This window comes from Mesorhizobium sp. WSM4310 (assembly GCF_007003935.1).
Lineage (GTDB): Bacteria > Pseudomonadota > Alphaproteobacteria > Rhizobiales > Rhizobiaceae > Mesorhizobium.
On record NZ_VFTA01000007.1, the window covers coordinates 145,307 to 170,952 of the forward strand.

Consider the following 25,646-nt stretch of genomic DNA (forward strand, 5'->3'; position numbering starts at 1 on the left):
ATGTGGGCAAAAGGTGACAGGTTTTTTAGTCAAACCTAACGCATTTCGGTGGGCGCAGCGGCTCCGATCAACGTCAGGCCGGACGTCAGAACGTCCGAAACAGCCTGCACCAGCCCTAGTCTGGCATGCGTCAATTGTCGGTCGTTAACCTTAACAAAACGTAAGTCCGGATTATCCGTACCCCGGTTCCAGTGTCCGTGGAAACTGGAAGCCAGGTCATAAAGGTAAAATGCCAGCCTATGCGGCTCCAGCGCAAGAGCCGCGGATTCGATCAGGCGTGGATATTCGGCGAGCTTGCGGATCAGGCCGATCTCGCCCTCGTCGGTCAGCGAAGCCGCGGCGGCAGCCAGGCTCTTGCGATCGAAATTCGCCTCGGCTAATTGCTCGCTTGCCTGCCGGAACACCGAATGGCAGCGCGCCGAGGCGTACTGCACGTAAAACACCGGATTGTCCTTGGACTGTTCGGTCACCTTGGCGAAATCGAAATCGAGCGGCGCATCGCTCTTGCGATACAGCATCATGAAACGGATGGCGTCGCGGCCAACCTCCTCCACGACTTCCCGAAGCGTCACGAAATCACCGGACCGCTTCGACATGCGAACCGGCTCGCCCTCACGAAACAGCTTGACCAGATTGCACAGCAGGACGGTTAGTTTGACCTCGTCACCGGCAATGGCCCGTGCCAGCGCCTCCAGCCGCTTGACGTAACCGCCATGGTCGGCGCCCAGCACATAGATCAGATCGACGAAACCGCGATCGACCTTGTCCTTCAGATACGCCACGTCGGCGGCGAAATAGGTGAACGCGCCGTCGGACTTGACCAGCGCCCGGTCCATGTCGTCGCCGACCGCGGTCGAGCGGAAAAGCGTCTGCTCGCGGTCTTCCCAGTCGTCCGGCTTCTCGCCCTTGGGCGGCGGCAGCTTGCCCTTGTAGATGTGGCCCTTCAGCGTCAGGTCGTTGATCGCCGAACGGATTTTCCTGGCATTGTCGGTATGCAGCGTGCGTTCGGAGAAGAACACGTCGTGATGCACGTTGAGCAGCGCCAGATCCTCGCGGATCATCGCCATCATCGCATCGATGGTGCGGTCCTTGACAATGGCCAGCGCCTCGTCATCGGGCATCTGCATCAGCGAACGGCCGAACTCCTTGACCAGCGCCTGACCAACCGGCACCAAGTAGTCGCCGGGATAGAGCCCGGCCGGTATTTCGCCGATGTCGTCGCCCAGCGCTTCGCGGTAGCGAAGGAAGGCCGAGCGCCCGAGCACATCGATCTGCGAGCCGGCATCGTTTATGACATATTCCTTGGTCACTTCGTAACCGGCAAACGCCATCAGATTGGCGAGCGCGTCGCCGACAACGGCGCCCCGGCAATGGCCGACATGCATCGGCCCCGTCGGGTTGGCCGAGACATATTCGACATTGGTTTTCCGGCCGGCGCCGATCGTCGAGCGGCCGTAATTGCGCCCCTCGCCCAGAAGCGCCGACAGGTGCGCCTGCCAGAAGCCGTCCTTGAGCCGGAGATTGACGAAGCCGGGGCCGGCAACCTCGGCGGCGGCGACATCCTTGTCATCGCGCAACGCCAACGCCAGCCTTTCGGCTAGCGCGCGCGGGTTCTGGCCGGTGGGCTTGGCCAGCACCATCGCCGCATTGGTCGCGAGATCGCCATGGCTGGCGTCGCGCGGCGGTTCGACGGCAATGCGTGAAAGGTCGGGCGAAACGCCGTCCTTGTCTTTCAGATCAAGCGCTTCGACAGCCTTTGTGACTCGCGCGGTGAAATCGGCGAAGATGTTCATGGGTATTGCTCTGGCGGTTTAGGCGAATCCGGCTCATTGGCCGGCAAAATCGCGCTCGCCCTAGCTCAAATCCGGGGTGCGGTCAAACAAACGCCTGTGTTCCTTGAGCGCATAGGTGTCGGTCATCCCTGCCAGGAAATCGGCGACGCTGCGCGCCTTGATGCGATCCTCGGCCCGGTCCAGCCCCTCGCGCCAGCCGTCCGGCATGGCGCGCGGGTCGGCGAAATAGACGTCGAACAGGTCCCTGACGATCTGCTCGGCACCGGCGCGCACCCGCATCACCTCCTCGTGCCGGTAGAGGTGCTTGTAGAGAAAGGCCTTCAACTCCTTCTCGGCCGCGGCCATCTCGGCGGAAAAGCTCACCATCGTCTCGCCCGCCGCCCTCACCGCGTCGGCGCTGCGCGGCCCGACGCGTTGCAGATTTGCCGTCGCGGCAACGATGACATCCTCGACCATGGCGGTGATCTGCCGCCGCATCAGTTCGTGACCGGTGCGCACGTCATCGAGCCTGGGATAGCGTTGGCGCACGTCCTCCAGGATCTTCCCCGGCAGCGAGACGGTTTTCAGCATGTCGAGCGTCAGCAGCCCTGCCCGCAACCCGTCATCGATGTCATGCGTGTTGTAGGCGATGTCGTCGGCGATCGCCGCGCACTGCGCCTCGATGCCGGCGAACCGGTCGAGTTCGAGATCCTGCAGCTGCGAATAATCGCGGATCGCTTGCGGCACCGGCCCTTTCAGGCCCTTGCCGCTGCTGTCCGTCAGCGGGCCATTGTGCTTGACCAGGCCCTCCAGAGTCTCCCAGGTCAGGTTCAGCCCGTCGAATTCGGCGTAGCGCGCCTCCAGCCGCGTCACGATGCGCAGCGACTGGGCGTTGTGGTCGAAGCCGCCCCAGGCCGCCATCTTGTCGTTCAGCGCGTCCTCGCCGGTATGGCCGAAGGGCGTGTGGCCGAAATCATGCACCAGCGCCACCGCCTCGGCGAGATCCTCGTCGCCACGCAGCGCCCGCGCCAGCGCACGTGCGATCTGCGCCACCTCGATCGAATGGGTCAGCCTTGTGCGATAATGGTCGCCTTCATGGGCGATGAAGACCTGTGTCTTGTGCTTGAGCCGCCGGAACGCCGTGGAGTGGATGATGCGGTCGCGGTCGCGCTGGAACGGCGTGCGGGTCGGGCTCTCGACCTCGTCGAACAGCCGCCCGCGCGAGCGCGCCGGATCGGTGGCATAGGCCGCGCGCGGCCGATAACCGAACCCGATGTCGCCCAACTCATTGGTCATGGCTGATGCTGCCGCAGTTGACTTGGCCCCTTGCGCTTCATACCTATCATGTGAAACCGAAAGCAAGGTGACGCCGATGGGCGCTGATGCCAAGACCGCCATGAAAGTGGACATGACCGAGGCCGCCGCTAGGCGGATCGCCAAGATTGTCTCTGGCGAGGCCGGCAAGACGGCGTTGCGCGTGTCCGTCGAAGGCGGCGGCTGCTCTGGATTCTCCTACAAATTCGACCTGGTCGACACGCGCAACGATGACGACGTCGCCATCGAGAAGGACGGTGCGACCGTGCTGATCGACGATTTGTCGCTGGTCTATATGGGTGGCTCGGTGATCGACTTCGTCGACGATCTGATGGGTCAGTCCTTCCAGATCCGCAATCCGAACGCGGTCGCCTCCTGCGGCTGCGGCACGAGCTTCTCCGTCTAGCGGCATGCCGGCCATCGGCGCGGTCCGTCAGGTCGCGCTGTCGGCCGGACGCAATCTTGATTCGACGCTGGCCTTCTGGCGTGATGTGCTCGGCATGGCCGTTCATGCCCGCTACGATCCGCCGGGCATCGCCTTCATCATGGCCGGCGATGTGAGGCTGCTGTTCACCGACGGCGTTCCGGCCGGCATAGTCTATCTCGACATAGCGGGCATCGAAGCCTTCCACGCCGAGGCGAAAGCCGCGGGCGTCCCCTTCACCGCACCACCGGCGCTCGTGCATCGCGATACCGAAGGCACCTTCGGACCACCGGGGGAAAGCGAGTGGATGGCCTTCCTAAAGGATCCCGCAGGCAATACGATCGGCCTGGTGGAACGCCACCCGCCGCAGGAAGAATAAGACCGTCATGAAAATCGTCACCTGGAACATCAACGGCATTCGCGCCCGCATCGGCAACCTGACCCACTGGCTGACCGAGAGCGCGCCCGACATCGTCTGCCTGCAGGAGATCAAGACGGTCGACGACCAGTTCCCGCGCGCCGAGATCGAGGCGCTGGGCTACAATGTCGAAACCCATGGCCAGAAGGGTTTTAACGGCGTGGCGCTGCTGTCGAAGCTGCGCTTTGACGAAGTTATCAGAGGCCTGCCCGGCGACGACACCGATGAGCAGGCGCGCTTCATCGAAGGCGTGTTCTCGACCGACAAGGGCGCGTTGCGCGTCGCCTCGCTCTATCTGCCGAACGGCAATCCGATCGATGACGAAAAAAAATTCCCCTACAAGCTCTCATGGATGGCGCGGCTGGAGCGTTGGGCCGAAGAGCGGCTGAGGCTGGAAGAGGCGCTCGTGCTGGCCGGCGACTACAACGTCATTCCCGAGCCGATCGACGCGCGCTTTCCGGAAAACTGGCTGGGCGACGCGCTGTTCCAGCCGCAGACGCGGCAAGCCTTCCGCCGGCTGCTCAACCTCGGTTTCACCGAAGCGGTGCGCGCGGTCACCGATGCACCCGACACCTACACCTTCTGGGACTATCAGGCCGGCGCCTGGCAGAAGAACAACGGCATCCGCATCGACCATCTGCTGCTGTCGCCGGAAGCCGCCAATCGCTTCTCGTCGGCCTCGATCGAAAAGCATGTACGCGCCTGGGAAAAACCATCCGATCACGTCCCGGTGGCGATCGACCTCGCCTTGCAGCCGGCCTGACCGGGAACCCTTCCGCCGGCGAAGCGCCCCGACCTCGTGTTGTCACAACGACGTTGTATCGCCACAAATCGGGCGCATGATGGAAAATCATCATGGCGGCTGGGGTTCCCATGACCATTCGATTTTTTGCGTGTCCGATCGGCTTGGCATTTGCCACGGCCGCCGTGGCGCCGGCTTTTGCCGCCCCCGAATGTCTCGCCAATGGAAAGTCCTATCCGGTCGGTCAGGTCGCCTGCCTGACGGTTGCCGACCAGAGCCATCTGGCGCGCTGCGAGATAGTGCTCAACAACACATCCTGGACCAAGATCGGCGACAGCTGCCCCGGGAACACGATGGCGCCGCACCCGCATGTCACGCCGATCTCGACGCCCGCGCCAAGCATGGTGCCGACGGAGCCAACCGAGAATTGATTTTGTCGCTTAATTGATCTCCCCGTGGAGGAGAGCGGCAGACGACCTTACTGGTCCGCGTTGGTGGTGCCCTTGGTCAGGATGTCATCGGCCAGCGAAATCGCCGTGCGCCGGTCGGCTTCGCCTGCGGCAGCGAAAGCCTCTTCCTGCATGCCGCGGATCCAGGGCTGGTCGGCCGGCGACGCGCGCTCGAGTGCGGCGGTCATCATCGCCAAGCCGCGAACGATCTTGCCGCTCTGGAACAAGAGATGGCCAAGCGTCGCCTGCGCGCCGGCATGGCCCTTCTCGGCGGCGAGCTGGAACCAGCGCCCGGCCTGCTTGACGCTGGCCTTCACGCCACCCTCGCCCTTGAGGAACATCTGCCCCATCTCGAACTGGGCGTTCGGGTTGCGGTAGTTGGCGGCGGCGCGCATGTAATATTCCTGGGCCGCCACCTCGTTCTCGGTGACCGGGCTGCCGGGAATGCCCTTGCGCAGGTAATCGCCGAGCGCCACCAGCGCGTCGGAGACGTAGCTCTCTTCCGGCGAACCGGGCTCGACGTCCTGGTCGACGATCTCGGAGAAGAACTTGAACGCCTCATAGTCGTCGCGCGCCACGCCGTCGCCCTCGGCATACATGCGGGCAAGTTTCCAGGTGGCGCCGATCTGGCCGTTTTCGGCGGCGTATTTATAGGCTTCGGCGGCCTGTTCCTTGTGGCCGTTCTTGTAGGCGGAGAAGCCGAACTGGAACACCGCCCAGGGACTGGACTGTGGCTTCACGCCGGTTTTGTCGTCGAACACCTTGTCATCGAAGGCCAAAGCCTGGCCCACGGCGCCAAAGATCGCCGCAGCGACCAGTGCCGGAAGGACAGATGACCTCAACAACTCAGATATCCGCATAGCAGTGTGTTTCTTTCGCACCGCCCGGATGGGTGACCGCGCCATCCCTGGCCGACCCGACCGTCTGCGCGTATTTCCATATCGCGCCCGACTGATAGTCGGTCGTGCGCGCCTTCCATGTCTTGGCCCGCGCCGCCAGTTCGGCCTCCGACAATGCCACTTCGATCGTGCCGTTCACGGCGTCGATCGAAATCACGTCGCCATCCCGGATGAGGCCGATCGGGCCGCCCACCGCTGCTTCCGGCCCGACATGGCCGATGCAGAAGCCGCGCGTCGCGCCCGAGAAGCGGCCGTCGGTGATCAGCGCCACCTTGCCGCCCATGCCCTGGCCGTAGAGCGCTGCCGTCGTCGATAGCATCTCGCGCATGCCGGGACCGCCGCGCGGCCCTTCGTAGCGAATGACCAGAACCTCGCCTTCCCTGTAGTTGCGATGCGTCACCGCCTCGAAACATTCCTCTTCCGAATCGAAGCAGTGCGCAGGGCCGGAGAATTTCAACTCCGCCATGCCCGCGACCTTCACGATCGCGCCTTCGGGGGCAAGGTTTCCCTTCAAGCCCACGACACCGCCGGTTTGGGTAATTGGTCTGTTGGCCGGGCGGACCACATCCTGATGTTCATTCCAGGAAACGTGCTCCATGTTTTCGGCCAAAGTGCGGCCAGTGACCGTCAGGCAATCGCCATGCAGATAGCCGTGATCGAGCAGCGTCTTCATCAGGAGCGGAATGCCGCCGGCCTCGAACATGTCCTTGGCGACATATTTGCCGCCAGGCTTGAGGTCGGCGATGTAAGGCGTCTTCTCGAAAATCCTTGCGACGTCGAAGAGATCGAATTTGATGCCCGCCTCGTGCGCGATCGCCGGCAGATGCAGCGCTGCATTGGTCGAGCCGCCGGTGGCCGAAACCACGGTCGCCGCGTTCTCCAACGCTTTAAGCGTGACGATGTCACGCGGCCGGATGTTTTTGGCGATCAGCTCCATGATCTTTTCGCCGGAGGCGAAATTGAAGCGGTCGCGCATTTCGTAAGGGGCCGGCGCGCCGCAGGAATAGGGCAGCGCGAGACCGATCGCCTCGGCGACGGTCGCCATGGTGTTGGCGGTGAACTGGGCGCCGCAGGAACCGGCCGACGGACAGGCCGCCTGCTCGATTTCGAGCAGCTCGGCATCGCCGATCGTGCCGACCGAGTGCTGTCCGACCGCCTCGAACACGTCCTGCACGGTGATCTGCCGGCCGCGATAGCTGCCGGGCAGGATCGAACCGCCATAGATGAAGATCGACGGCACGTTGAGCCGCACCATGGCCATCATCATGCCGGGCAGCGACTTGTCGCAGCCAGCGAGGCCGACCAGCGCATCGTAGCAATGGCCGCGCATGGTGAGCTCGACCGAATCGGCGATGACCTCGCGCGACACCAGCGACGACTTCATGCCCTGGTGGCCCATGGCGATGCCGTCGGTGACGGTGATGGTGCAGAATTCGCGCGGCGTGCCATTGGCGGCGGCGACGCCCTTCTTGACCACTTGCGCCTGGCGCATCAGCGAGATGTTGCAGGGCGCGGCTTCGTTCCAGCAGGAAGCAACGCCGACCAGCGGCTGCGCGATCTCGGCGGCCGACAGGCCCATGGCATAGAGATAGGACCGGTGCGGCGCACGCGCCGGACCGACAGTCACATAGCGGCTAGGGAGCTTAGCCTTTGAAATGACCTTGGCGTCCATTCTCATCCTTGCCGCGGGCGGTGCGGCCTGCCCCGTCGCCGAGCCTTTTGGCGCGTGTCCCGAGACAGGTTCGAGGTGCGCCGGGTTTATGGCGGGAAATGGGCAATTTCCCCGACCTGACTTCTAGCGCGGGGGTTGTTCAGAAAGTGTTGCCAAAACGTCACAATCGCAGCGGGCGATCCCAGTGCGGCTTATATACAACGCAGCTTGGATACCGGAGGCACCGACGATGTCGGTTGCAAACAAAAAGGCCGAGCATTGCCCGGCCTTTTTGTCGAATTCTCAAAAGGTTAGAACTTGATCTTGATGCCGCCGGAAATTGCCGTGACCAGATCGTTGCCGAAGTCGTAGCTGACGTCATTGCCGGCCACATAGCCGTTTTCGCCATTCACTGTCCCAGAATGGCCGCTGGTCAGCACGCCGATCGCACCGGCCAGACGAACCTCGATATTGGGCTGGGGCGTATAGGCGACGCCGCCACCCACGGTCCAGGTATCGGTCTGTGAGCCATATCCGTGTGACGTGCCGCGATCCCATGAAAGCTGGCCGGCCGCACTCCACTGATCGTTGAACTTGTGACCGATTCCGCCCGTGACAGTCCAGCCGTCGCGATACATCAGATCCAGCGAGGTGATCTGGCCTGAATGCAGAGCATCACCCGTAACGCAGGCCGCCGAAGGAGTGCCGACCACGCAAATCGGAACACTCTGCAGCAGGCTCCAATTGACCCACTTCAGCGAGCCGAAGGCAAGCCAGCCGGGAGCAATGCCCGATTGCAACTTAAACTCGACCGTGTCCGGCATGTATTGTGTCGAGCCATAGATCGGCAGCACGACACTGCCGACATGCGTCAGGTCCAGCGTGCCCGAGATATTATCGAGCTTGACCCGCGAATTGTAGACGAGGCTGGCGCGCAGCGCGATGTCAGGGATTTCATAGGCAAGGCCGGCGCGCCAGCCCCAGCCGGTCCCTTTGAGATCAACCTGACCGGTGCCCTGGAAACCCGGTACCAACGGCGACACCAGGTCTTTCTTGAAACCGTAGACTTCCTGGTAATACACGCCGCCGATGAAGCGAATCTGGCCTTTGCCGGCATCCATCTTGTAGGAGCAAGTCGTCGCGTAGTTGTTGCTCTTGATATCGGTTTCCATGTTGGATTCGGCGCCGGCCCACAGACCCGGGTTGGTGTGCGCGCCCCAAGGCTGGGAATAGTCGAACATACAGTCGACACCCTGAACGATCTGCGCCTTGACGCCGATGCGCGGCACCCAGTAGCTCTCGCTGTCCTTCGCCGTGCTGCCCAGGAATGTCAAATTGCCGTCGAGCGGGTTGGTATCCACCGCATTCTTGAGCTTGCGCTGCGGCATAACATAAGTCGATTCCGCTTCCGTTGCGAACGGCGCCGGATCGAACAGAAGATCGATATCGTAGCCGCCACGCTCAATGCCGCCGGCATGCGCCGAACTCATCGCCGTCCCGATCAAAGCCAGCGAAAAGCACCCTGCCCCCAGCAGTGCTTTCAGTCGCACAATAGTCATGAATGTCCTCCCCGAATTCGAGTGCATCAAGCTAGAACCAATTCGGGTTAACGGTGCAATAACGAATTCTTGGAGCGTACATGTACATGCTTGCCAAACGCATTTCCGACAAAATGCGGATAGGCACCGCAAGGCCGAAAAACGGCCAGACGCGTGCTTATCCGACCGAAAAATGGGGAAGATTCGTTCCAAAAGGCTTAAAAATAGCTCTTTTCACGGGCTTTCGGCCCCATTGTTACATTATGGCAACAATGGGGCTAAAACTTCCGTTTACGTCAAAATTAACGCAACGGAATGCCTACTTTCGAGGCAAAAAGGGCCGTCATTTTAGAGACGGCTAAAGTCCAGCGAATCTATCCTCAACCGGCATCGCGAACCCTGGTCAACGCCACCGAGAGCTTGTCCTGCGCGTCGCGATATTCGGCGAGCTTTTCGCGCTCGGCGTCGACGATCTCGGCCGGCGCGCTGGCGACGAATCTTTCATTCGACAGCTTCTTGTGCAGGCGCGCTATCTCCTCGGTCACCTTGGCCAGTTCCTTCTGCAGCCGGGCAGCCTCGGCGGCGAGATCGATCAGGCTGCCGAGGGGCAAGCAGATCGTCGCCTCGTTGAGGACGATCTGCGCCGCGCCCTTGGGCGCCGCCTCGGCCAACGAGATGTCGCCGACGCGGGCCAGCCGCTTGATCGCCGAGTCCTCGCGAACCAGCCGCTCGCGCGTCACATCATTGGCGCCGACCACGACCAGCGGCGCGATCGCCGCCGGCGGCACGTTCATCTCGGAGCGCACCGAGCGGATGCCGGACACCAGGTCGACCAGCCAGTTGATGTCGGCGGCGGCATCCGCGTCCTCGAAGTCCGGCGACGGCCAGGCGGCGTGACACAACAGCGAATCGCGCTCCTTGCCCTCGCCCGCCGTCTGCGCCCACAGCTCTTCCGTCATGAACGGCATCATCGGATGCAGGAGCTTGTAGATTTCGTCGAGCACGAAGGCGACGCAGGCGCGGCTCTCGGCCTTGGCCGCCTCGTCCGTGCCCATGAACACCGGCTTCAAGAGTTCCAGATACCAGTCGCAGAACAGGTTCCAGACGAAACGGTAGGCAGCTCCTGCCGCTTCGTTGAAGCGGTATGAGGTGATGCCGTCGGTGATCTCGCGCGCTGCCCGCGTCAACTCGGTCAGGATCCAGCGGTTGACCGCAAGCTTGGCGTCATTCAGCCAGAAATCGTCGTTGCGCGCGACTTCGTTCATCTCGGCAAAGCGCGTCGCGTTCCACAGCTTGGTGCCGAAATTGCGGTAGCCGGCGATGCGCGCCGGGTCGAGCTTCACGTCGCGCCCTTGCGCCGCCATCACGGTCAAGGTGAAGCGCAACGCATCGGCGCCATATTCATCGATGAGGTCGAGCGGATCGATGACGTTGCCTTTCGACTTCGACATCTTGGCACCGTTCTTGTCGCGCACCAACGCGTGCACATAGACGGTGTGGAACGGCTCCTCGTCCATGAAATGCAGGCCCATCATCATCATGCGGGCAACCCAGAAGAAGATGATGTCGAAGCCGGTCACCAGCACGTCGGTCTGATAATAGGTCTTCAGTTCCGGCGTCTGGTCCGGCCAGCCCAAAGTCGAGAACGGCCACAGCGCCGAGGAGAACCAGGTGTCGAGCACGTCCTCGTCGCGGGTCAGTATCTCGCCCGGCTGGAAGTTTTCCAGCTTGTCCTCGACCCAGGCCTTCCACGGGCCTTCGAGCGCCAGGTAATATTCGATCGCCGCGCTCAACGCCTCTTCCTCGGTCTTCTCGACAAAGACGCGCCCGTCAGGCCCGTACCAGGCCGGGATCTGGTGGCCCCACCACAGCTGGCGCGAGATGCACCAGGGCTGGATGTTCTCCATCCAGTCGAAATAGGTCTTTTCCCAGTTCTTCGGCACGAAGTTGGTGCGGCCTTCGCGCACCGAGGCGATTGCCGGCCTGGCCAGTTCCGCCGCGTTGGCGTACCACTGCTCGGTCAGGAACGGCTCGATCGGCACGCCGCCGCGGTCGCCATGCGGCACGGCATGGCGATGCGGCTCGACCTTGTCGAGGAAGCCGCCTTCTTCCATCAGTTCGACGATCTTCTTGCGCGCGACGAAGCGGTCGAGCCCGTCAAGCTCGTCCCAGACGGCCTGGCGCTCCGGTGTCGCATCGAGACCGGCGAGGAAATCCTCATTGTCCTTCAACTTGATGGCGGCTTCGATGGTCAAGATGTTGATCGCCGGCAGCTTGTGGCGCTTGCCGACCTCGAAGTCGTTGAAATCATGTGCCGGCGTGATCTTGACCGCGCCCGAACCCTTTTCGGGGTCGGAATACTCGTCCGCCACCACTGGAATTTTTCTGCCGACGATCGGCAGCACGACGTTCTTACCGACCAGACGTCGGTACCGCTTGTCATCCGGATGCACGGCCACCGCCGTGTCGCCCAGCATCGTTTCCGGACGCGTGGTCGCGACCGTGATGAAGGTTTTCGGATTTTCCGGGTCGAAGGTCTCGCCCTCCAAGGGATAGCGGAAGTGCCAGAGATTGCCGTTGACCTCCTGCTGCTCGACCTCGAGGTCCGAGATCGCGGTCAAAAGTTTCGGGTCCCAGTTCACCAGGCGCTTGTCCTTGTAGATCAGCCCTTCCTTGTAGAGCGTGACAAAGACTTCGAGCACGGCCTTGGACAGGCCTTCATCCATGGTGAAGCGTTCGCGCGACCAGTCGGCTGAGGCGCCGAGCCGCTTCAGCTGGTTGAAGATGGTGCCGCCGGATTCGGCCTTCCACTCCCACACTTTCTCGATGAACTGTTCACGCGTGAGGTCGCGGCGATGGATCTGCTTCTCCATCAGTTGCCGCTCGACCACCATCTGCGTGGCGATGCCGGCATGGTCCATGCCGGGCTGCCACAGCACGTTCTTGCCGCGCATGCGCTCGAAGCGCACCAGAATGTCCTGCAGCGTGTTGTTGAGCGCATGGCCCATATGCAGCGAGCCGGTGACGTTGGGCGGGGGAATGACGATGGTGAAGGCTTCGGCGCCCTCCTCCGCCCCGGCGCCGGCGCGGAAGGCGTCCGCCTCTTCCCACACTTTGGCGATCTTCGGCTCGACGGTCTTTGCGTCGTAGGTCTTTTCAAGCATGGGGAAACGGTCCGCGCTGTCGGGATTTTTGCTGGTTCGGTGTAAATCGGAAGGTCTTGGCCAAGTCAACCGCAAGGGCCGCCTCGGTTCATGAGAAGCAAATAGGTGTGTCCGCGTTCATTTCAACGGAAGGTCGTGGCGCTCGGCACTCGCACCTTGACCGCCAGCCGTCTCAGCCATACGGTGCGGGCGCTGCAGTAGGGCGCATCGGCTTCCAGCCGGAGGGGCATTGCCCGCCTACGCCACCTCAACCCACAATGCGCCCATGCCGACCCTCGAACACCACAAGAAACAGGCCAAACTCTATCTGAAGTGGCATCGCGAACGGTATTATCCCGTCGCCGCTGTGATTGGATGGGTCCTGCCGCGTTTTCACCATCTCAGCGACGGCCAGATCCTCGATCACGGCTTCAAGCTTGCCGATGCCCAGGAACTCGTCGCCAGGAAGTCAGGTTTCGAGAGCTGGCGGGCGCTGAAGGAAGGCCTTCAAACCGTGACCGATCATTTAGCAACCGACGCCGCAAAACCGCATCTCGCCTTTGCCGAGCCACAGCTCTTTGTCTGCGACATCGTAGCGGCCTGTAGTTTCTACCGGCAAAAGCTCGGCTTCGAGACGCGCTACACCTATGGCGAGCCGCCCTTCTACGCCCAAATCATCCGCGATGGCGCACGGCTCAACCTGCGCCATGTCGACAAGCCTCCACTCGCCGCCAGTTCGACCGATGACCTACTGGCGGCGACGATCGTTGTCGACAACATCAAGGCTCTATTTCTGGAGTATCAGGCGGCCACGGCCCCGTTCCACCAGACATTGCGGACCGAACCCTGGGGCGCCCGCACCTTCATCGTCAAAGACCCCGACGGCAACCTCATCTGCTTCGCGACCAGCGCGGGCTGACCTCATCGACAAAAACGCCGCCTCATGGGCGGCGTTTCGAGAGTGATCGTTGGAGGAGATTACTGCGCGCCGCGCGCGACGCGCTCGATCTCCTCGCGCACCAGGCGCTCGACCAGCGTCGGCAGATTGTTGTCCAGCCAGTCCTGCAGCATCGGCCGCAGCATCTCCTCGGCCATCTCGTCGAATGTCTTCTTGCTGCGGCTGGCAAAGGCGTCGGACAGCTCGCCGAAGGCCGCCGCGACCTGCCGGCCCGCATGTTCGGAAAGGATTGCCGGGCGCGCCGCGGGCCCATCGCTCGCCGCCGCCCACGCCTGAGCGGCGTCTGCAGGAGCCTCGCTCGAAGACGGCCGTTCGAACGCAGCCTCCACCACCGGTTCGCTCGTCGGCGTCTCGGGTTGGGCGACCGGCTTGCGGATCGCTTTCGCCTGCTCCCCGACCGCCGCGATCTCGCGCCGCCAATCGGCAACGATGGCATCGCTTGTCGCGCTGGCCTGCGGGGCGGCCGGCGCTTCGGTCGTGGCGGCGGGCGCCGGCTCGGCGGCGATCCTGGCGCTGACCTCGGCAAGCGTCATCGACGGCTTGAGCGGCACGGGATCGGCGCGCGTCTGCGATTCCACGCGCGCGATCACCGGCTCGGGCGAAGGCGGCTGGATTTCCGCGAGCGCGCCCGGCTTTCTGTTTTCGGGGGCTGCATGCAGCTCGGCGCGAAATGCATCGACATCGGCGGCGGGAGCCTCGCCCGGCGACGGCTCCAGATCCTGCCGCAGCTCTTCGGCCTCGCCCGACTGCTTGCGACCGTTGTCGCTGTCCTCGATGATCCTCCTGATGGAAGCCAGTATCTCTTCCATGGAAGGTTCGCGCTGTGCGCTGCTTGCCGTTGCCATCGTCACATCCGCCGCCCTTGTGACCTGTTAGTTCTTTCGCTCCGGCAGAAGCCGGATTCGAATCATGGCGACAGCGTAACCGACGCATCGCGGCACGAGAATCCCCAATCTGGGGACATGTGGGATTTCAACAGATTAGAAGCAATTCCGGGAAAAGTGTGAAAACGGGTTTCCTGGGGAAAGCGCGCCGCGCGCTCCCTTCGGAATCGCGCAAGTGCAAAGAGACAGGCGCAATTCCGAAGCAGAACCGGTTTTCAAGCAAGGTTGCGCTCGGACTGGCCCGACATAAGTCGGGCCGCCGGCGCTTAGCGGCCGTCCGGCGTGCGCAGGCCGATCCATTTGTCCTTGACGGCGTTGTAGTGCTCTTCGGGCTTGTACTTGGTGACCTGCAAGGCAAGCCGGTCGACCGACAGGCGACCCATCGCCGACAGGATGGCATAGCTCGCCACCACCACATCGTGTTCGGAATTGGCCTGGTTGATCTTCGCGGTGATGACGGCGGCCTGCGCGTTGAGGACGTCGAGCGTGGTCCTCTGGCCGACATTGCGCTCTTCGATGACGCCGTTCAGCGCCAGTTGAGCGGCATCGATCACCTGCCTGTTGGCCGAGACGCTCTGCTGCGCGGCGGTGTATTGCGACCATGCCGTGGCAACGGCCTGGCGAACCTGGTCGCGGCTGACGTCGACCTGGATGCGGGCCTGGCCAAGCGATTCCTTGTTCTGCCGAACGACCGCCGAGGTCCGCCCGCCCGAATAGATCGGAATGGTCAGCGTCGCGCCGATATTCGCCGAGGTCGAATTGCCGTTGGTGCCCGAGATGTCTGGAATGGCCTTGCGGTAGTTTTCCGAGATGCCGGCCGACGCCGACAGTTGCGGCAACAGCGCGCCCTCCGCCGACTTCACCGAGAACGCCGCCGCGTCGACCAGATGTTGCGTAGCGAGAATGGCCGGGTGTTCGTTTGCCCCGATCGCAATCGCCGCATCGAGGCTCGACGGCAGCAGCCTGCCCAACGGCGAAGCGGGCTTGAGCTTGCCCGGCTCGTCGCCGACCACCTGGTGGTAGGTTGCGGCGCTGGCCAGCGCCTGCGCGCGGGCGGCACTGAGCGAGGCCACCGCCGAGGCGCGCGACGCATCGGCCTGCGCGACGTCGGTGCGCGTGCCCTCACCAACCTCGAAACGCGAGCGCGCGGCACGCGCCTGCTCGGTCAGGAACTGCAGGTTCTGTTCGGTCAGCACCGCGATCTGCCGATCGCGGATCACGTCCATATAGGCCGTGGCCGCGCTGAACAGCGTGTTCTCTTCGCTGTTGCGCAGGCTCTCGACCGACGCCTTGACCTGGGCTTCAGCCGCCGCGACGTTGTTTTTCGTCTGAAAACCGTCAAACAGCGACTGGTTGATCTGAATGCCGTAGCCGCCGCTCGTCAGCTTCGAGTTGCCGCCGCCATTTGCCTGGCGCGTGTTTGTATAGTCGATGGAAGCCGATCCCGTAATCGTTGGGCGCCAGCCTGATTTGGCGATGGCCACGCCTTCGTCGGTGACGCGCACGCCGGCGCGGGATGAATTCAGCGTGGAATTGTATTGATAGGCCTTGGCGAGCGCGCCGGTGATGGTTTCCGCCGACGCGGTTAGTGGGGACAGCGCGGTCGCGGAGACGAGGACGGCGGCAAAAAGGGTCTTGGATACAGACGGCACGAGTACATCCCTCATTCGTTTTCCATGGGAACTTCGCCGCGCCAGCTTCTCGTCAGAGCAGCCGGAGTGGCGTGTTTCGTTCCCTGTCACTCGGTCCCAAAGTGCCCCCAGTCTGGGATTAGCAACGATTGTTCAAATGTAAGCGACCATGACAAAGCCTCTGCTGCAAGGCTAAATCATTCAGAATTCAAAAGCATGCTCACGTTCGAATCCCGGTAGTGGCTTAATTGCCGCATTAAATGCCCTTCTCCCGGTTACAACCCCCCCAGCCTTGAAAAAAAGTCGCGCCACGCCGGAATTGCCACGCCCTTCGACCGCGACGAGTCGGCCGCCTTCGGCCAGCTGATCGAGCAATGGCGCCGGCACTTTCTCGACACTGCCGCCGATGAAGATGACGTCATAGGGTGCCTTGGCCGCATGGCCCTGCGCCAGCGCACCCTGGACCACGGTCACATTGCCGCAGCCAAGGCCGGAAAGGGTCGATGCCGCGGTTTGCGCCAGCGCCGAATCGCTTTCGAGCGCCACGACCGACCTCGCCAGCCGCGACAGGATGGCCGAGGCATAGCCGGTGCCGCAGCCGACATCGAGCGCCGAATCGGTCGCATTGATCTCGGCCAGCTGCATCAGCTTGGCCAGCGGCGATGCTTCCATCAGATAGCGCGCGCCATCGGCGCCATCGGCAATGCGGATGTCCTCGTCGATATAGGCGAGATCGCGCTGGCGGTCGCCGACGAAAACCTCGCGCGGCACGGTAAGCATGGCCTCCAGCAGCGGGGCGCTGGTCACGTCGGTGGTGCGAACCTGACCGTCGACCATCTTGACGCGAAGCTCGGAGAAATCAGCGCTCATGTTCCAACCAATCCGCTTGCCGCGCCAGAACCGCGGTTCATTTCGATGAGAACGTCAGGCTCCGGCGCTGAGCGCGCGGGAGCCCGGGTATTGGAGGCCTCGCCCGGAATCGAACCGGGGTGCAAGGATTTGCAGTCCTCTGCGTAACCACTCCGCCACGAGGCCTCGTTGCTCCCGGCGTTCCACCCGGTTCCAATAGGTTGCGGCGAAAATGGCGTCAAGCGGCCACCACGCATTCCGCGCGGTTTCCTCTGCAAGAATCCGACCCTCCACATCGAGCGCCGTGGCCACGGTGGGTCACGGCGAATATTAGACGATCATTAAGTATAGCAGCAGATCACGAGAAACTCCACGCCCTCGCCACCGTTGAGAAACGAGGAGGACTTCGCCATGCGACCGGCAGCGCCGAACACCGGAAGGAACGCCTGGGACGGCTTGTCGCGATCAGCATGCGAGGCATTGCTGCGCCATGCCATCGACTGCCTTGCGATAGATGGCACCGCCAGGCTTTCGCCGCGCGACCGCGCGCGTCTCGCCTCGGCTGCCGCCGTTCTCAGGGAAATCCGCGAGGATTTGGAGAGAGGTGGGAACCGAAAAGCGGATTCGCCAATATCCGAAACGCGAACAAGGGCATGACGACGCGGAAGGATGGCACGGTCAAAGGCCCGGCTTGGTACCCGTCGTTCCATCCGGCCGACGCCGCCGCTCCCACCAGACGACGAAGCGACGCCGGTGGCGGCGCACCATGGCGAATTCATAGGAGAGCACCAGCAATCCGATCGGAACCATCCAGAAGCCGAGGATCGGCAGAAAGCCGAGAATGCCGCCGATGGTCAAAAGAATGCCGATCGTGATTCTGAGGCCGCGCGATTGCGGCATGGTGAATTCGCGCCCGAAAATCGAGATCTTTCGTGCCGGTATCCGGTTTTCGTCTGCTGCCGTCATCGCAATGGCTGCCCATCTGGTCGCTCGAAAAAGCCTGTTTACGAAAGCCGCGACCGCCGTTTCGGTTCCGCGCCTATCGCCAAGACGGCTAATATGAGGGCGGACGCCGCCGATTGCGAGAAACCGCCGCGCGAAAAAGTCTCGGAAAAAAGCGAAATGCTTCTTTGCAAAGCCGAAAGGTGTTTGCTATAGGCTGCGCCACTTGCTGAAGAGCATCCGTTCCCCGGTAGCTCAGTGGTAGAGCAACCGGCTGTTAACCGGTTGGTCGCTGGTTCGAATCCGGCCCGGGGAGCCAAACATTTCCAAGCACTTGGCTATGATGTCTGCGTGAGCGCGAAATTGCGCTTTTGCCTTTGGGGCTATGTCTGGGGCAATAATTGCGAGTCTCCCGTCGCTTCCGGTCGTGATGTTGCTTTCGCACGCGTTCCTGCGCGACTATCCAACTTTCAATGAAAGGGGCTAGCGCGATGCCATCCAAGGTTTGGAATGCCGTCGCTTCTGGGGCAGTTGAGGTCGTCGTCGGGATCGGCGGGACCCTCACCACCGCCTTTCGGTATGCCGCCAGTCAGTCGAGAAGCGTCTGAACGGCCTCCTGGACCGCGCCATGGGCCTGATTGCGTCCTTCGTTCGCATGTTTCTACAATATTAGCATAGACGCATATACTTGCCATGCGGCGCCTGGAGCGGAGACCCAAATGGGCGGCTATAAGGCCTGGCATGATGCTATTCACGACCATCAGGTCGAAAGTTTCGCTTCGGAGAACGGTTTGACTGCGGACCTGGTCTGGGAGTTGATCCTAAAACACGGTAACAGCCGCAAGGCCGTGATCAAAGCTGCGCAGGGTCTAAAAGGTGATGTCAGGCGACACGGCCGATCAGCACCCTGCCCGCCGACCCGCCCCGGACGATGAGCGTGGCCCGACGAAAGCAATAGCCGGCTTGCTCCAATAAGCCGCGATGGGCCACTGTCAGGTCGCTCGCTTGGCGCTTTCGAAAGTCGGTTTCGGCTTGCGCACGATTTGGAGAATCACAGCCAGCCATGGCATTATATTCAGGATCGCTAATATGAAGGGCGTCGACTTCGTGAGACATTCCGAAACCGTCAGTTTTTGAAGCAGGAGCATGGCCCCAACTGTAGAAATCAGCCAATCCCTAGGCGAGTGGGTTGTTACGATCGTAACAACGGACGGCAACACCTATTCTAGAGCCTTCGAACGTGAGTCCGATGCGATCGCTTTCGCTGTCAATCAGCGTTTGCATCAGGAATTGCAACTTCCGCCGCCCGACTAGTCGCCCTGAACTGGCACCTTGCTTAGGCCTTTGTCCTCCTGGACTGGCCCGGGGTCAGGAAGCCATCCCTTATCAGGTCCAACGCGTCGAGCGCGTCTTCACCCAACAAGTTTGTCAAGGGCACTCCACCCACGCGCACAACCTTGTTGTTGTCTATGTCGTAGACTTCCCAGAGGCCATCATTGACCCTTCGGATTGCGTGCCGTCGCTCCATAAGGAGTCTCTAATAAACGAGTCACCGAAGCGCCAGCAAGAAAACTCGATCGAAAGAGTTAACGGTGGAAAACCATGCTCGCTTTGGCAAACCCCTGCGAATGACCCGCAAAGAGGCCGCGTCAAATCAGATCAAACTGGCAATCAGCTCTTCCACGAAGGCGAGTTCGCCGGCGCCATCGCCCCAAATCGTCCAGCACTTCCGAAAGGGAGCTGGTTTGCGTTTGTAGTCGACCGGCGCGGTGCTCGACCTTAAGGGCAAACAGGATGGCGAAACATGCCGCCGCCTTGGCTACCAGGCCAAACGAACTATCTGGGAAAGCTCGGCAATGTCGCCATAGATCATCGATCCCTTGACGAGCAAACATTTGTTACCGAGAACCTTGGAGAGCGGGCTCGACGCGGTGCAAACCGGCCGGTCCCTGTCCTTGGCCTCGGCATAGCCGATGCTGATGGCAAGGACAGCGATAGCAATGAGTGTCGTCTTGGTCATATTGGGCCACCCACCAGCGAGTCTCTGCAAAACATAGGACGTGAGTATTTATTAGCACCTACTCATATTAGGCTTCATCCATCAATTAAATGAAGCGAACCCATCTTCGATCGCGCGCTAAAGGTAGATCAAAGCCGGCGGAGACCAGAGAGCAGCCCGGGGCGAGCGCAATAAAAATCGCCGCTTCACCATTGCTTTCCAGGGAGCTTGCGATGGATTACGTGGAACGGCGAGGAAGCCTGCGGAGCCATCCCACGGCGCCCCCCTCACGCCATACCGACAATGCTCTGCGCATGGGCATGGAGCTGTTGGGCCGCCCGCTGGTATTCGATCGCGTCGCCGCTGCAAACAACCAGGAACTGCGCCGCGAACTCGTGCGTATTTGTAGCCGGGATGGCAAGGATGGCCTTCACGATCTCCGACATGTCTTGATAAACGCGTTTCAGATCGCGGTCGGAAATGTCCAGGGAGATCGAATTCGTCAGTGCCTCCCAGCGCCGAAAACCCGCCAGGATGGGACTTTCGTTCGAGTTTGCGGCAAAAATCTTCTCCGCCGCAGCGACCCCCATGGGCGGAAAGGAGACCATCGTGCCTACCACCGTGCGTCTGGTCATTGCATCAAACATCATGTCCGAGCTCCTACGACTGAACGCAATTCTGTAGGGCCGGCGATCGGGCGGCACATTGTTCTGCGTCAAATTCCGGCAAGCTGCCCGACGCGGAGCAGGCGGAATATGAAGGAAGTCTTCGGCTGGCTGGTCGATTGAGCCATTCATCGCAATGTCGAACGCCACTCCCGCTTGCGCGCGGTTGTCCGCCGCGCGATAGATGCCTCGGTTCGGGGAGGAATCATGCGCAAAATCCTGATTTCGGTTCTGCTGGCCGCGGTTGCGCTTTACGCGAATTGCGCTCTGGCACTGGACAGCAGCACCACGCCTGTCGTCGTCACCCCGCTCGCATCACGCACGACCACCGCTTCCGGCCAGCCGATCACGCTGCCGCAGAAGAACGTGCAGGTGCTGGTGTCGAGCTATGACATCGCACCGGGCGCGACCTTGCCGGTGCACCGGCACCCCTTCCCGCGCTATGCCTATGTCGAGGCCGGAACGCTGAAGGTCACCAATGTCGAGACCGGCAACAGCAACACCTACAACACAGGCGATTTCATCATCGAGATGATCGGCCAGTGGCATCAGGCCACGAACATCGGCGATGGCCCGGTCAAGCTCCTGGTGATCGACCAGGTCGAGCAAGGCGCCAAGAACACCGAATTGCGGCAGTAGCCAGGCGTCACGCTCATGTGGCGAAAGGCGGGAGGCAACGCGCCGCCCGCCTTCCCGCTCCGTATCGGATGACCATCCTGCAGCGCAGGACCAGTGCTCAGCCCCAGCTGCCGACCATCTGTCGTGTCGTCGCATTCAGCCGGTTGAAGGCGTTGATCAGGGCGATCTGGACAACCAGCGCGGCGAGGGCCTTCTCATCATAGTGGCGGGCGGCTTCGTCCCAGACATCGTCCGGCACCGCGTCGGGCCGGTCGGCAAGCCTCGTGCCGGCCTCGGCCAGCGCCAGGGCGGCCCGTTCGGCGTCGGTGAAGTAGGGCGTCTCGCGCCACGCCGCCAGCGCAAAAATGCGCTCGTCCTTCTCGCCGGCCTTCTTCAGTTCGCGCGCGTGCATGTCGACGCAGAGGCTGCAGGCATTGATCTGGCTGGCGCGCAGATGAATGAGCTTGCGCGTCACATAGGGTATGTCGGCCGCCTCGGTCGACTTGTCCAACGCCAGCAGCGCCTGCAGGGCGCCTGGGATGAGCATCACGGGATTCTTGAGTCTAGCTTGCATGGTCTTCTCCTTTTGAAGCGTTTTCGTCAGGACGTGTTTTGCCGAGCCCGGAAGCAACGCATCCGGGATTTTCAGCAGATGGAATTTCGGCTGCCGCCGCACGGCCACCGGTCAATCCATAACCGTGTAGCTATGGGTTATTCATAACTACACAGTTATAGGACTGTCAAGCCGGGAAATGTCGGCTGGTCCAAATGGCGGTGCGCCGTTCACGCTTTCGCGCCAGCCGCCCGGGTGCTAGGGCTTTGCGCAACATCATGAACTGGATCGTCCCTTGACCACGCAAACCCGCCTGCCGCTGATCGAAATCTGTGTCGAAGGCATCGATGGCCTGCTCGCCGCGCAGGCTGCCGGCGCCGACCGGGTCGAACTGTGCGCCAGCTTGGTCGAAGGCGGCATCACGCCGAGCCTCGGCACGGTGCGCGCGGCTCTCGATCAGGCGACAGTGCCGTTTCACGTCATGGTACGGCCGCGCGGCGGCGATTTTCTCTACAGCGAGACCGAATACCGCTCGATGCTCGCCGATGTCGCGGCGCTGCGCGATCTCGGCGTGCCGGGCGTGGTGTTCGGCTGCCTGAACGCCGACGGCACCATCGACGAGAAGCGCATGAGCGAATTGACGGAGGCCGCCGGCTCCCTGAACGTCACCTGCCATCGCGCCTTCGACATGACACGCGACCCGGCCGAGGCGCTGGAGGCGCTGATTGGCTGCAAGGTCGGCCGCGTGCTGACCAGCGGCCAACGCGACACCGCGATCGAAGGATTGTCCATACTGGCGGATCTCGTGCGGCAGGCCGGCGACCGCATCATCATCCTCGGTTGCGGCGGGCTCGATCTCGGCAACATCGCCGAGGTGCGCCAAAGAACCGGACTGGCCGAAATGCACTTTGCAGCGCTGAAGGACGTGCCAAGCGCCATGCACTACCGCAATCCCAAGGTTGGCATGGGCGGCTCCGATCTCGATCGCGAATACCGCAACACAGTGACCGACACACCGCAGGTGGCGGCGACGATCGCGGCGGCCAAGGCATGACCACCCCGATAGACCGCATAGCGCAAGGCGACGAAGCGGACATACTGGCGCTCAACAACGAGCATGCCGCCGAACTGTCCTGGCTCGAAGCCGAGCGGCTGTCGTTCCTGCTCGGCGAGGCGTTCTACGCACGGCGCATCGGCGATCTCGAAGCCTTCATCATGACCTTCGACCAGGAAGCCAACTACGACAGCCCGAACTTCATCTGGTTCCGCGAACGCTACGAACGCTTCATCTATGTCGACCGCGTCGTCGTGGCGGCGCATGCAAGGGGCCGCGGCCATGCGCGCCGGCTCTATCAGGACCTGTTCGAACATGCCGAACGCGCCGGCCACACGCTGGTCACCTGCGAGGTCAACGCCGATCCGCCCAACCCCGCCTCGGACGCCTTCCACGCCGCGCTGGGCTTTGCCGAGGTCGGCGAAGCAGTGATCCACGGCGGCAAGAAAGCGGTGCGCTATTACGTCAAGCAGATCGTCACCTGATTGCTGGCCACATAAAGAAGACGCGCCTAATATAAGCGTTCCACCAAATGGAGGAACCGCGATGCCAAGCAACGTCTTCCGCTTCGACGAAAGCTGGGACATTCCCGAAGGCACGCCGCAGCAAGTGTGGGACGTGCTCTCCGACGCTGAATTGCTGCCGCTCTGGTGGGGCGAGGTCTACAAGGAAGTGGTTCCGCTCGACCGCAAGGGCAAGGCGTCAGTCGGCTCGCGGGCAAGGGCGCGGGCGCGCGGCGCCCTGCCCTATGAGCTGAACTTCATCATCGAGGCCGCAGAACTCGAGCCGGGCCGGCTGGTCGTCGTGAAAACCTTTGGCGACTTCGACGGGCTCTGGCGGGCCGAACTGTCGCCGTCGGGCAGCGGCACCCATGTCCAACTGACCTGGCAGGTCACTGTCGAGAGGCCGATCCTCAAATTCCTGGCACCCCTGCTGCGGCCGGCCTTCGCCTGGAACCATCGCTGGACAATGCCGCGCGGCGAAGCCGGCCTGCGGCGCTATCTCAGGCTCGCAACAACAGTGCCTCGGCGCGATGACGCCTGAATCACCAATTGCGGTTCAGCCATTCACGCGCCGGCCGCTCGATGAGGTAATAGCTGCAGAGCGCGCAGGCAAAGACACCGGCCAGCATCGGCCACGGACTGCTGCCTTGCTCGTAGACGAATTTGTAGAAGGGCTGCTGCCACAGATAGAGTGAGTATGACCACAGGCCCAACGTCGCCATGGGCCAGGACGAGAGCAATTTGGAAAAGATTGGCGTGCTGAAATCGAGCGCATTGACGGCCAGCGCTAGCAGCGGCACCGCCAGGAGATAGTGGATCGGCGTCGGCACCGGGTCCATGAACAGCAAAACCGCGACCGCCGCCGCTGCCAGGGCGATATAAGGCCCCTTCAGCACCTCCGGCAGCCGGCCTTCGGCCTTGAGCAGGCAGATCGAAGCCGACAGTAGGATCGAGGCGATGTGCACATCGGTGCGCCAGTAGGTAGCTTCGTAATCCAGCCTGAACACCCAGTACGACACCGCGCCATTGGCCATTGCGAACAAGGCGAGCGTCACCAGCAAAGGGATGACGAGATTGCGGCTGGAGACGAGCGCGCTGATCAACGCCAGGATGATGTAGGCATGCTCCTCGACACAAAGCGACCAGATATGGTCGAGCGCTCCGGCGCGGGTGACGAGAATTCCGGCGTAATTGTAGGTGAATGTCAGTGCCGTCAGCGCCGCCTTCCACTTGAAGGCGACGAAGGTGCCGGAAAGCGCGATCATGGCGATGACGACGAAGACCAGCAGCGCCGGGTAGATGCGCGAAAAACGGCGTTTGAAGAACTTCTTCAGTGGATAGCGTTCGATGAACAGGATCTCGCCCATCAGCCGGCCGCTGAGCACGAAGAAGAATTCGACGCCAAGCACGCCCAGATTGATTCCCGGAACCGGAAAAAAATGCCCGATCAGCACCAGGGCGATCGACAGGCCGCGCCAGCCATCGAGATAGGCCAATCTTGTTCGGGCCGATCTGTCGACGGCGGATCGGGACGGAACCATCTGGGTCGCGGTAATTTCGGACATGCCGATCCTTCGCATTGGCATGCGAAAGGGCACGGCGGTACATGTCCGAACCCGGCTCGCATTCCCGCCCCAACCCATACTGCAGTGCAATATAGGTTTGTGCAAGTGCGAGATTGGCAGCGACGCAGTTCCTTGGGCAGCAGGCTGGCGGAAATGCCTCGAGCAAGGGAGCGGCCGCGTGGCGGAATTCCTTCACGAGCCGCACGGCTACACTACCGCATACAAAAGGGGCCAAGATGGCCCCTTTCATGTCGGCAACCAATGCTGTCAGGCGTTAGCCGCTGCCACCGCGCGCTTGGCCATGACTGCGATCAGGTTGGCGCGGTAGTCGGCGGAAGCGTGGATGTCGCTCATCAGGTTCTTCGCCGGCACTTTCACGCCGGCGAGCGATGCGGCGTCGAAATTCTTCGCAAGGGCTGCCTCGATCTCCTTCGAGCGGAACACGCCGTCGTCACCGGCGCCGGTCACCGCGACGCTGACGCCGTCCTTGCCCTTGGCCACGAACACGCCGACGATCGCGTAGCGTGAGGCCGGGTTGCGGAATTTTTCGTAGGCCGCCTTTGCCGGGGCGGTGAAGGAGACCGCCGTGATGATCTCGCCATCCTTCAAGGCCGTTTCGAACAGCCCTTTGAAGAACTTGTCGGCCGATATCTCGCGCTTGTTGGTGACGATGGTGGCGCCCAATGCCAGAAGGGCCGCCGGATAGTCGGCCGCCGGATCGTTGTTGGCGATCGAACCGCCGATCGTGCCCTTGTAGCGCACCGCCGGATCGCCGATCAGCGATGCCAGATGGGCAAGCGCCGGGCAGGCCTTCTTGAGCTTCTCGTCGTTGGAGACGTCGAAATGCGTGGTGGCCGCGCCGATAGTGACCGTCTTTCCCGACACCTTGACGCCCTGCATCTCCTTGATGCGCGACAGATCGACGAGATCGGAAGGGGCCGCCAGCCGCGTCTTCATGGCAGGTATCAGCGTCATGCCGCCGGACAGCAGCTTGGCGTCGCCGCTCTTCACCAGCTTGGCGGCATCCGCAACCGAGGCGGCGCGATGGTAGTTGACCGAATACATGGTTGTTCCT

26 protein-coding genes and 2 tRNA genes are annotated in these 25,646 nt (G+C 62.2%); 12 read left to right on the top strand and 16 right to left on the bottom strand.

The features are described from left to right. Positions 1 to 35: 35 nt before the first annotated feature. Positions 36 to 1,793 (bottom strand): arginine--tRNA ligase, encoded by a 1,758-nt coding sequence (argS, locus tag FJV80_RS10715; RefSeq protein WP_142876326.1) that lies wholly within the window; start codon positions 1,791 to 1,793, stop codon positions 36 to 38. A 60-nt stretch (positions 1,794 to 1,853) separates the two neighbouring features. After that, complete coding sequence (locus FJV80_RS10720; RefSeq protein ID WP_142876327.1) at positions 1,854 to 3,068, bottom strand: deoxyguanosinetriphosphate triphosphohydrolase; 1,215 nt, start codon at positions 3,066 to 3,068, stop codon at positions 1,854 to 1,856. Positions 3,069 to 3,144: 76 nt separating this feature from the next. Between FJV80_RS10720 and erpA the strand changes: the two genes are divergently transcribed. The 4 genes from erpA to FJV80_RS10740 all read left to right on the top strand — a co-directional run bounded on the left by erpA (position 3,145) and on the right by FJV80_RS10740 (position 5,101). After that, the gene (gene erpA / locus FJV80_RS10725; protein ID WP_019858570.1) at positions 3,145 to 3,492 is read left to right on the top strand and encodes an iron-sulfur cluster insertion protein ErpA; all 348 of its coding nucleotides are present in this window, start codon (positions 3,145 to 3,147) and stop codon (positions 3,490 to 3,492) included. Between the two features lie 4 nt (positions 3,493 to 3,496). After that, a complete protein-coding gene (locus tag FJV80_RS10730; RefSeq protein WP_095787499.1) occupies positions 3,497 to 3,889 on the top strand; it encodes a VOC family protein in 393 nt (130 codons plus the stop codon). A 7-nt stretch (positions 3,890 to 3,896) separates the two neighbouring features. After that, positions 3,897 to 4,691 carry an exodeoxyribonuclease III gene (xth, locus tag FJV80_RS10735; RefSeq protein WP_142876328.1) on the top strand — a complete coding sequence of 265 codons (795 nt, stop codon included), beginning with the start codon at positions 3,897 to 3,899 and terminating at the stop codon, positions 4,689 to 4,691. A gap of 92 nt (positions 4,692 to 4,783) precedes the next feature. Next, on the top strand, positions 4,784 to 5,101 hold the full coding sequence (locus FJV80_RS10740; protein WP_185975179.1) for a hypothetical protein: 318 nt from the start codon (positions 4,784 to 4,786) through the stop codon (positions 5,099 to 5,101). A 47-nt stretch (positions 5,102 to 5,148) separates the two neighbouring features. Here FJV80_RS10740 and FJV80_RS10745 read toward each other — a convergent pair whose 3' ends face one another. The 3 genes from FJV80_RS10745 to FJV80_RS10755 all read right to left on the bottom strand — a co-directional run bounded on the left by FJV80_RS10745 (position 5,149) and on the right by FJV80_RS10755 (position 9,228). Beyond that, positions 5,149 to 5,979, bottom strand: coding sequence for a tetratricopeptide repeat protein (locus FJV80_RS10745; RefSeq protein ID WP_095787497.1), 831 nt, complete (start codon positions 5,977 to 5,979; stop codon positions 5,149 to 5,151). Further along, positions 5,966 to 7,690: a dihydroxy-acid dehydratase gene (ilvD, locus tag FJV80_RS10750; RefSeq protein ID WP_095787496.1), complete on the bottom strand. Its 1,725-nt coding sequence runs from the start codon at positions 7,688 to 7,690 to the stop codon at positions 5,966 to 5,968. Before ilvD ends, FJV80_RS10745 begins: the two co-directional genes overlap by 14 nt. 290 nt (positions 7,691 to 7,980) lie before the next feature. Next, positions 7,981 to 9,228, bottom strand: a complete 1,248-nt coding sequence (locus tag FJV80_RS10755) for an OmpP1/FadL family transporter (protein WP_095772868.1) — start codon at positions 9,226 to 9,228, stop codon at positions 7,981 to 7,983. Between the two features lie 80 nt (positions 9,229 to 9,308). On the opposite strand from FJV80_RS10755, the gene FJV80_RS10760 reads away from it, so the two are divergent. After that, positions 9,309 to 9,569: a hypothetical protein gene (locus FJV80_RS10760; protein WP_142876330.1), complete on the top strand. Its 261-nt coding sequence runs from the start codon at positions 9,309 to 9,311 to the stop codon at positions 9,567 to 9,569. 18 nt (positions 9,570 to 9,587) lie between these two features. On the opposite strand, the gene FJV80_RS10765 is transcribed toward FJV80_RS10760, so the two are convergent. Further along, positions 9,588 to 12,371: a valine--tRNA ligase gene (locus tag FJV80_RS10765; protein ID WP_142876331.1), complete on the bottom strand. Its 2,784-nt coding sequence runs from the start codon at positions 12,369 to 12,371 to the stop codon at positions 9,588 to 9,590. 265 nt (positions 12,372 to 12,636) lie between these two features. Between FJV80_RS10765 and FJV80_RS10770 the strand changes: the two genes are divergently transcribed. Further along, complete coding sequence (locus tag FJV80_RS10770) at positions 12,637 to 13,269, top strand: VOC family protein (RefSeq protein ID WP_142876332.1); 633 nt, start codon at positions 12,637 to 12,639, stop codon at positions 13,267 to 13,269. A gap of 59 nt (positions 13,270 to 13,328) precedes the next feature. On the opposite strand, the gene FJV80_RS10775 is transcribed toward FJV80_RS10770, so the two are convergent. The 5 genes from FJV80_RS10775 to FJV80_RS10795 all read right to left on the bottom strand — a co-directional run bounded on the left by FJV80_RS10775 (position 13,329) and on the right by FJV80_RS10795 (position 17,638). After that, positions 13,329 to 14,153 carry a PopZ family protein gene (locus FJV80_RS10775; RefSeq protein WP_095787493.1) on the bottom strand — a complete coding sequence of 275 codons (825 nt, stop codon included), beginning with the start codon at positions 14,151 to 14,153 and terminating at the stop codon, positions 13,329 to 13,331. Between the two features lie 305 nt (positions 14,154 to 14,458). After that, on the bottom strand, positions 14,459 to 15,859 hold the full coding sequence (locus FJV80_RS10780; RefSeq protein ID WP_179295841.1) for a TolC family outer membrane protein: 1,401 nt from the start codon (positions 15,857 to 15,859) through the stop codon (positions 14,459 to 14,461). A 165-nt stretch (positions 15,860 to 16,024) separates the two neighbouring features. Then, positions 16,025 to 16,693, bottom strand: coding sequence for a protein-L-isoaspartate O-methyltransferase (locus tag FJV80_RS10785; RefSeq protein ID WP_095787492.1), 669 nt, complete (start codon positions 16,691 to 16,693; stop codon positions 16,025 to 16,027). 91 nt (positions 16,694 to 16,784) lie between these two features. Continuing rightward, positions 16,785 to 16,858 (bottom strand) — tRNA-Cys (locus FJV80_RS10790). A 492-nt stretch (positions 16,859 to 17,350) separates the two neighbouring features. Next, on the bottom strand, positions 17,351 to 17,638 hold the full coding sequence (locus FJV80_RS10795) for a hypothetical protein (RefSeq protein ID WP_095772873.1): 288 nt from the start codon (positions 17,636 to 17,638) through the stop codon (positions 17,351 to 17,353). A gap of 220 nt (positions 17,639 to 17,858) precedes the next feature. On the opposite strand from FJV80_RS10795, the gene FJV80_RS10800 reads away from it, so the two are divergent. Next, positions 17,859 to 17,933 (top strand) — tRNA-Asn (locus tag FJV80_RS10800). Positions 17,934 to 18,333: 400 nt separating this feature from the next. Next, positions 18,334 to 18,549 carry a hypothetical protein gene (locus tag FJV80_RS10805; RefSeq protein ID WP_142876333.1) on the top strand — a complete coding sequence of 72 codons (216 nt, stop codon included), beginning with the start codon at positions 18,334 to 18,336 and terminating at the stop codon, positions 18,547 to 18,549. A gap of 884 nt (positions 18,550 to 19,433) precedes the next feature. On the opposite strand, the gene FJV80_RS10815 is transcribed toward FJV80_RS10805, so the two are convergent. Then, positions 19,434 to 19,634: a hypothetical protein gene (locus FJV80_RS10815; RefSeq protein ID WP_095772875.1), complete on the bottom strand. Its 201-nt coding sequence runs from the start codon at positions 19,632 to 19,634 to the stop codon at positions 19,434 to 19,436. A gap of 266 nt (positions 19,635 to 19,900) precedes the next feature. After that, on the bottom strand, positions 19,901 to 20,263 hold the full coding sequence (locus tag FJV80_RS10820; protein ID WP_142876334.1) for a hypothetical protein: 363 nt from the start codon (positions 20,261 to 20,263) through the stop codon (positions 19,901 to 19,903). 222 nt (positions 20,264 to 20,485) lie between these two features. On the opposite strand from FJV80_RS10820, the gene FJV80_RS10825 reads away from it, so the two are divergent. After that, positions 20,486 to 20,917, top strand: a complete 432-nt coding sequence (locus FJV80_RS10825) for a cupin domain-containing protein (RefSeq protein ID WP_095787488.1) — start codon at positions 20,486 to 20,488, stop codon at positions 20,915 to 20,917. 97 nt (positions 20,918 to 21,014) lie between these two features. Here FJV80_RS10825 and FJV80_RS10830 read toward each other — a convergent pair whose 3' ends face one another. After that, positions 21,015 to 21,470, bottom strand: a complete 456-nt coding sequence (locus FJV80_RS10830; protein ID WP_019858596.1) for a carboxymuconolactone decarboxylase family protein — start codon at positions 21,468 to 21,470, stop codon at positions 21,015 to 21,017. 274 nt (positions 21,471 to 21,744) lie between these two features. Between FJV80_RS10830 and FJV80_RS10835 the strand changes: the two genes are divergently transcribed. The 3 genes from FJV80_RS10835 (at position 21,745) to FJV80_RS10845 (ending at position 23,547) form a co-directional block, all read left to right on the top strand. Next, entirely contained in the window at positions 21,745 to 22,503 is a 759-nt protein-coding gene (locus FJV80_RS10835; RefSeq protein WP_245318120.1) for a copper homeostasis protein CutC, read from the top strand. Next, complete coding sequence (locus tag FJV80_RS10840; RefSeq protein ID WP_142876335.1) at positions 22,500 to 22,988, top strand: GNAT family N-acetyltransferase; 489 nt, start codon at positions 22,500 to 22,502, stop codon at positions 22,986 to 22,988. The genes FJV80_RS10835 and FJV80_RS10840 overlap by 4 nt, the downstream gene beginning before the upstream one ends. A 61-nt stretch (positions 22,989 to 23,049) precedes the next feature. Beyond that, on the top strand, positions 23,050 to 23,547 hold the full coding sequence (locus FJV80_RS10845; RefSeq protein WP_095772880.1) for an SRPBCC family protein: 498 nt from the start codon (positions 23,050 to 23,052) through the stop codon (positions 23,545 to 23,547). A 1-nt stretch (position 23,548) separates the two neighbouring features. On the opposite strand, the gene FJV80_RS10850 is transcribed toward FJV80_RS10845, so the two are convergent. Both FJV80_RS10850 and FJV80_RS10855 read right to left on the bottom strand, forming a co-directional pair. Beyond that, the gene (locus FJV80_RS10850) at positions 23,549 to 24,571 is read right to left on the bottom strand and encodes an acyltransferase (RefSeq protein ID WP_142876336.1); all 1,023 of its coding nucleotides are present in this window, start codon (positions 24,569 to 24,571) and stop codon (positions 23,549 to 23,551) included. A 267-nt stretch (positions 24,572 to 24,838) separates the two neighbouring features. Then, on the bottom strand, positions 24,839 to 25,636 hold the full coding sequence (locus FJV80_RS10855) for a xanthine dehydrogenase family protein subunit M (protein ID WP_095787485.1): 798 nt from the start codon (positions 25,634 to 25,636) through the stop codon (positions 24,839 to 24,841). Between the last annotated feature and the right edge of the window lie 10 nt (positions 25,637 to 25,646).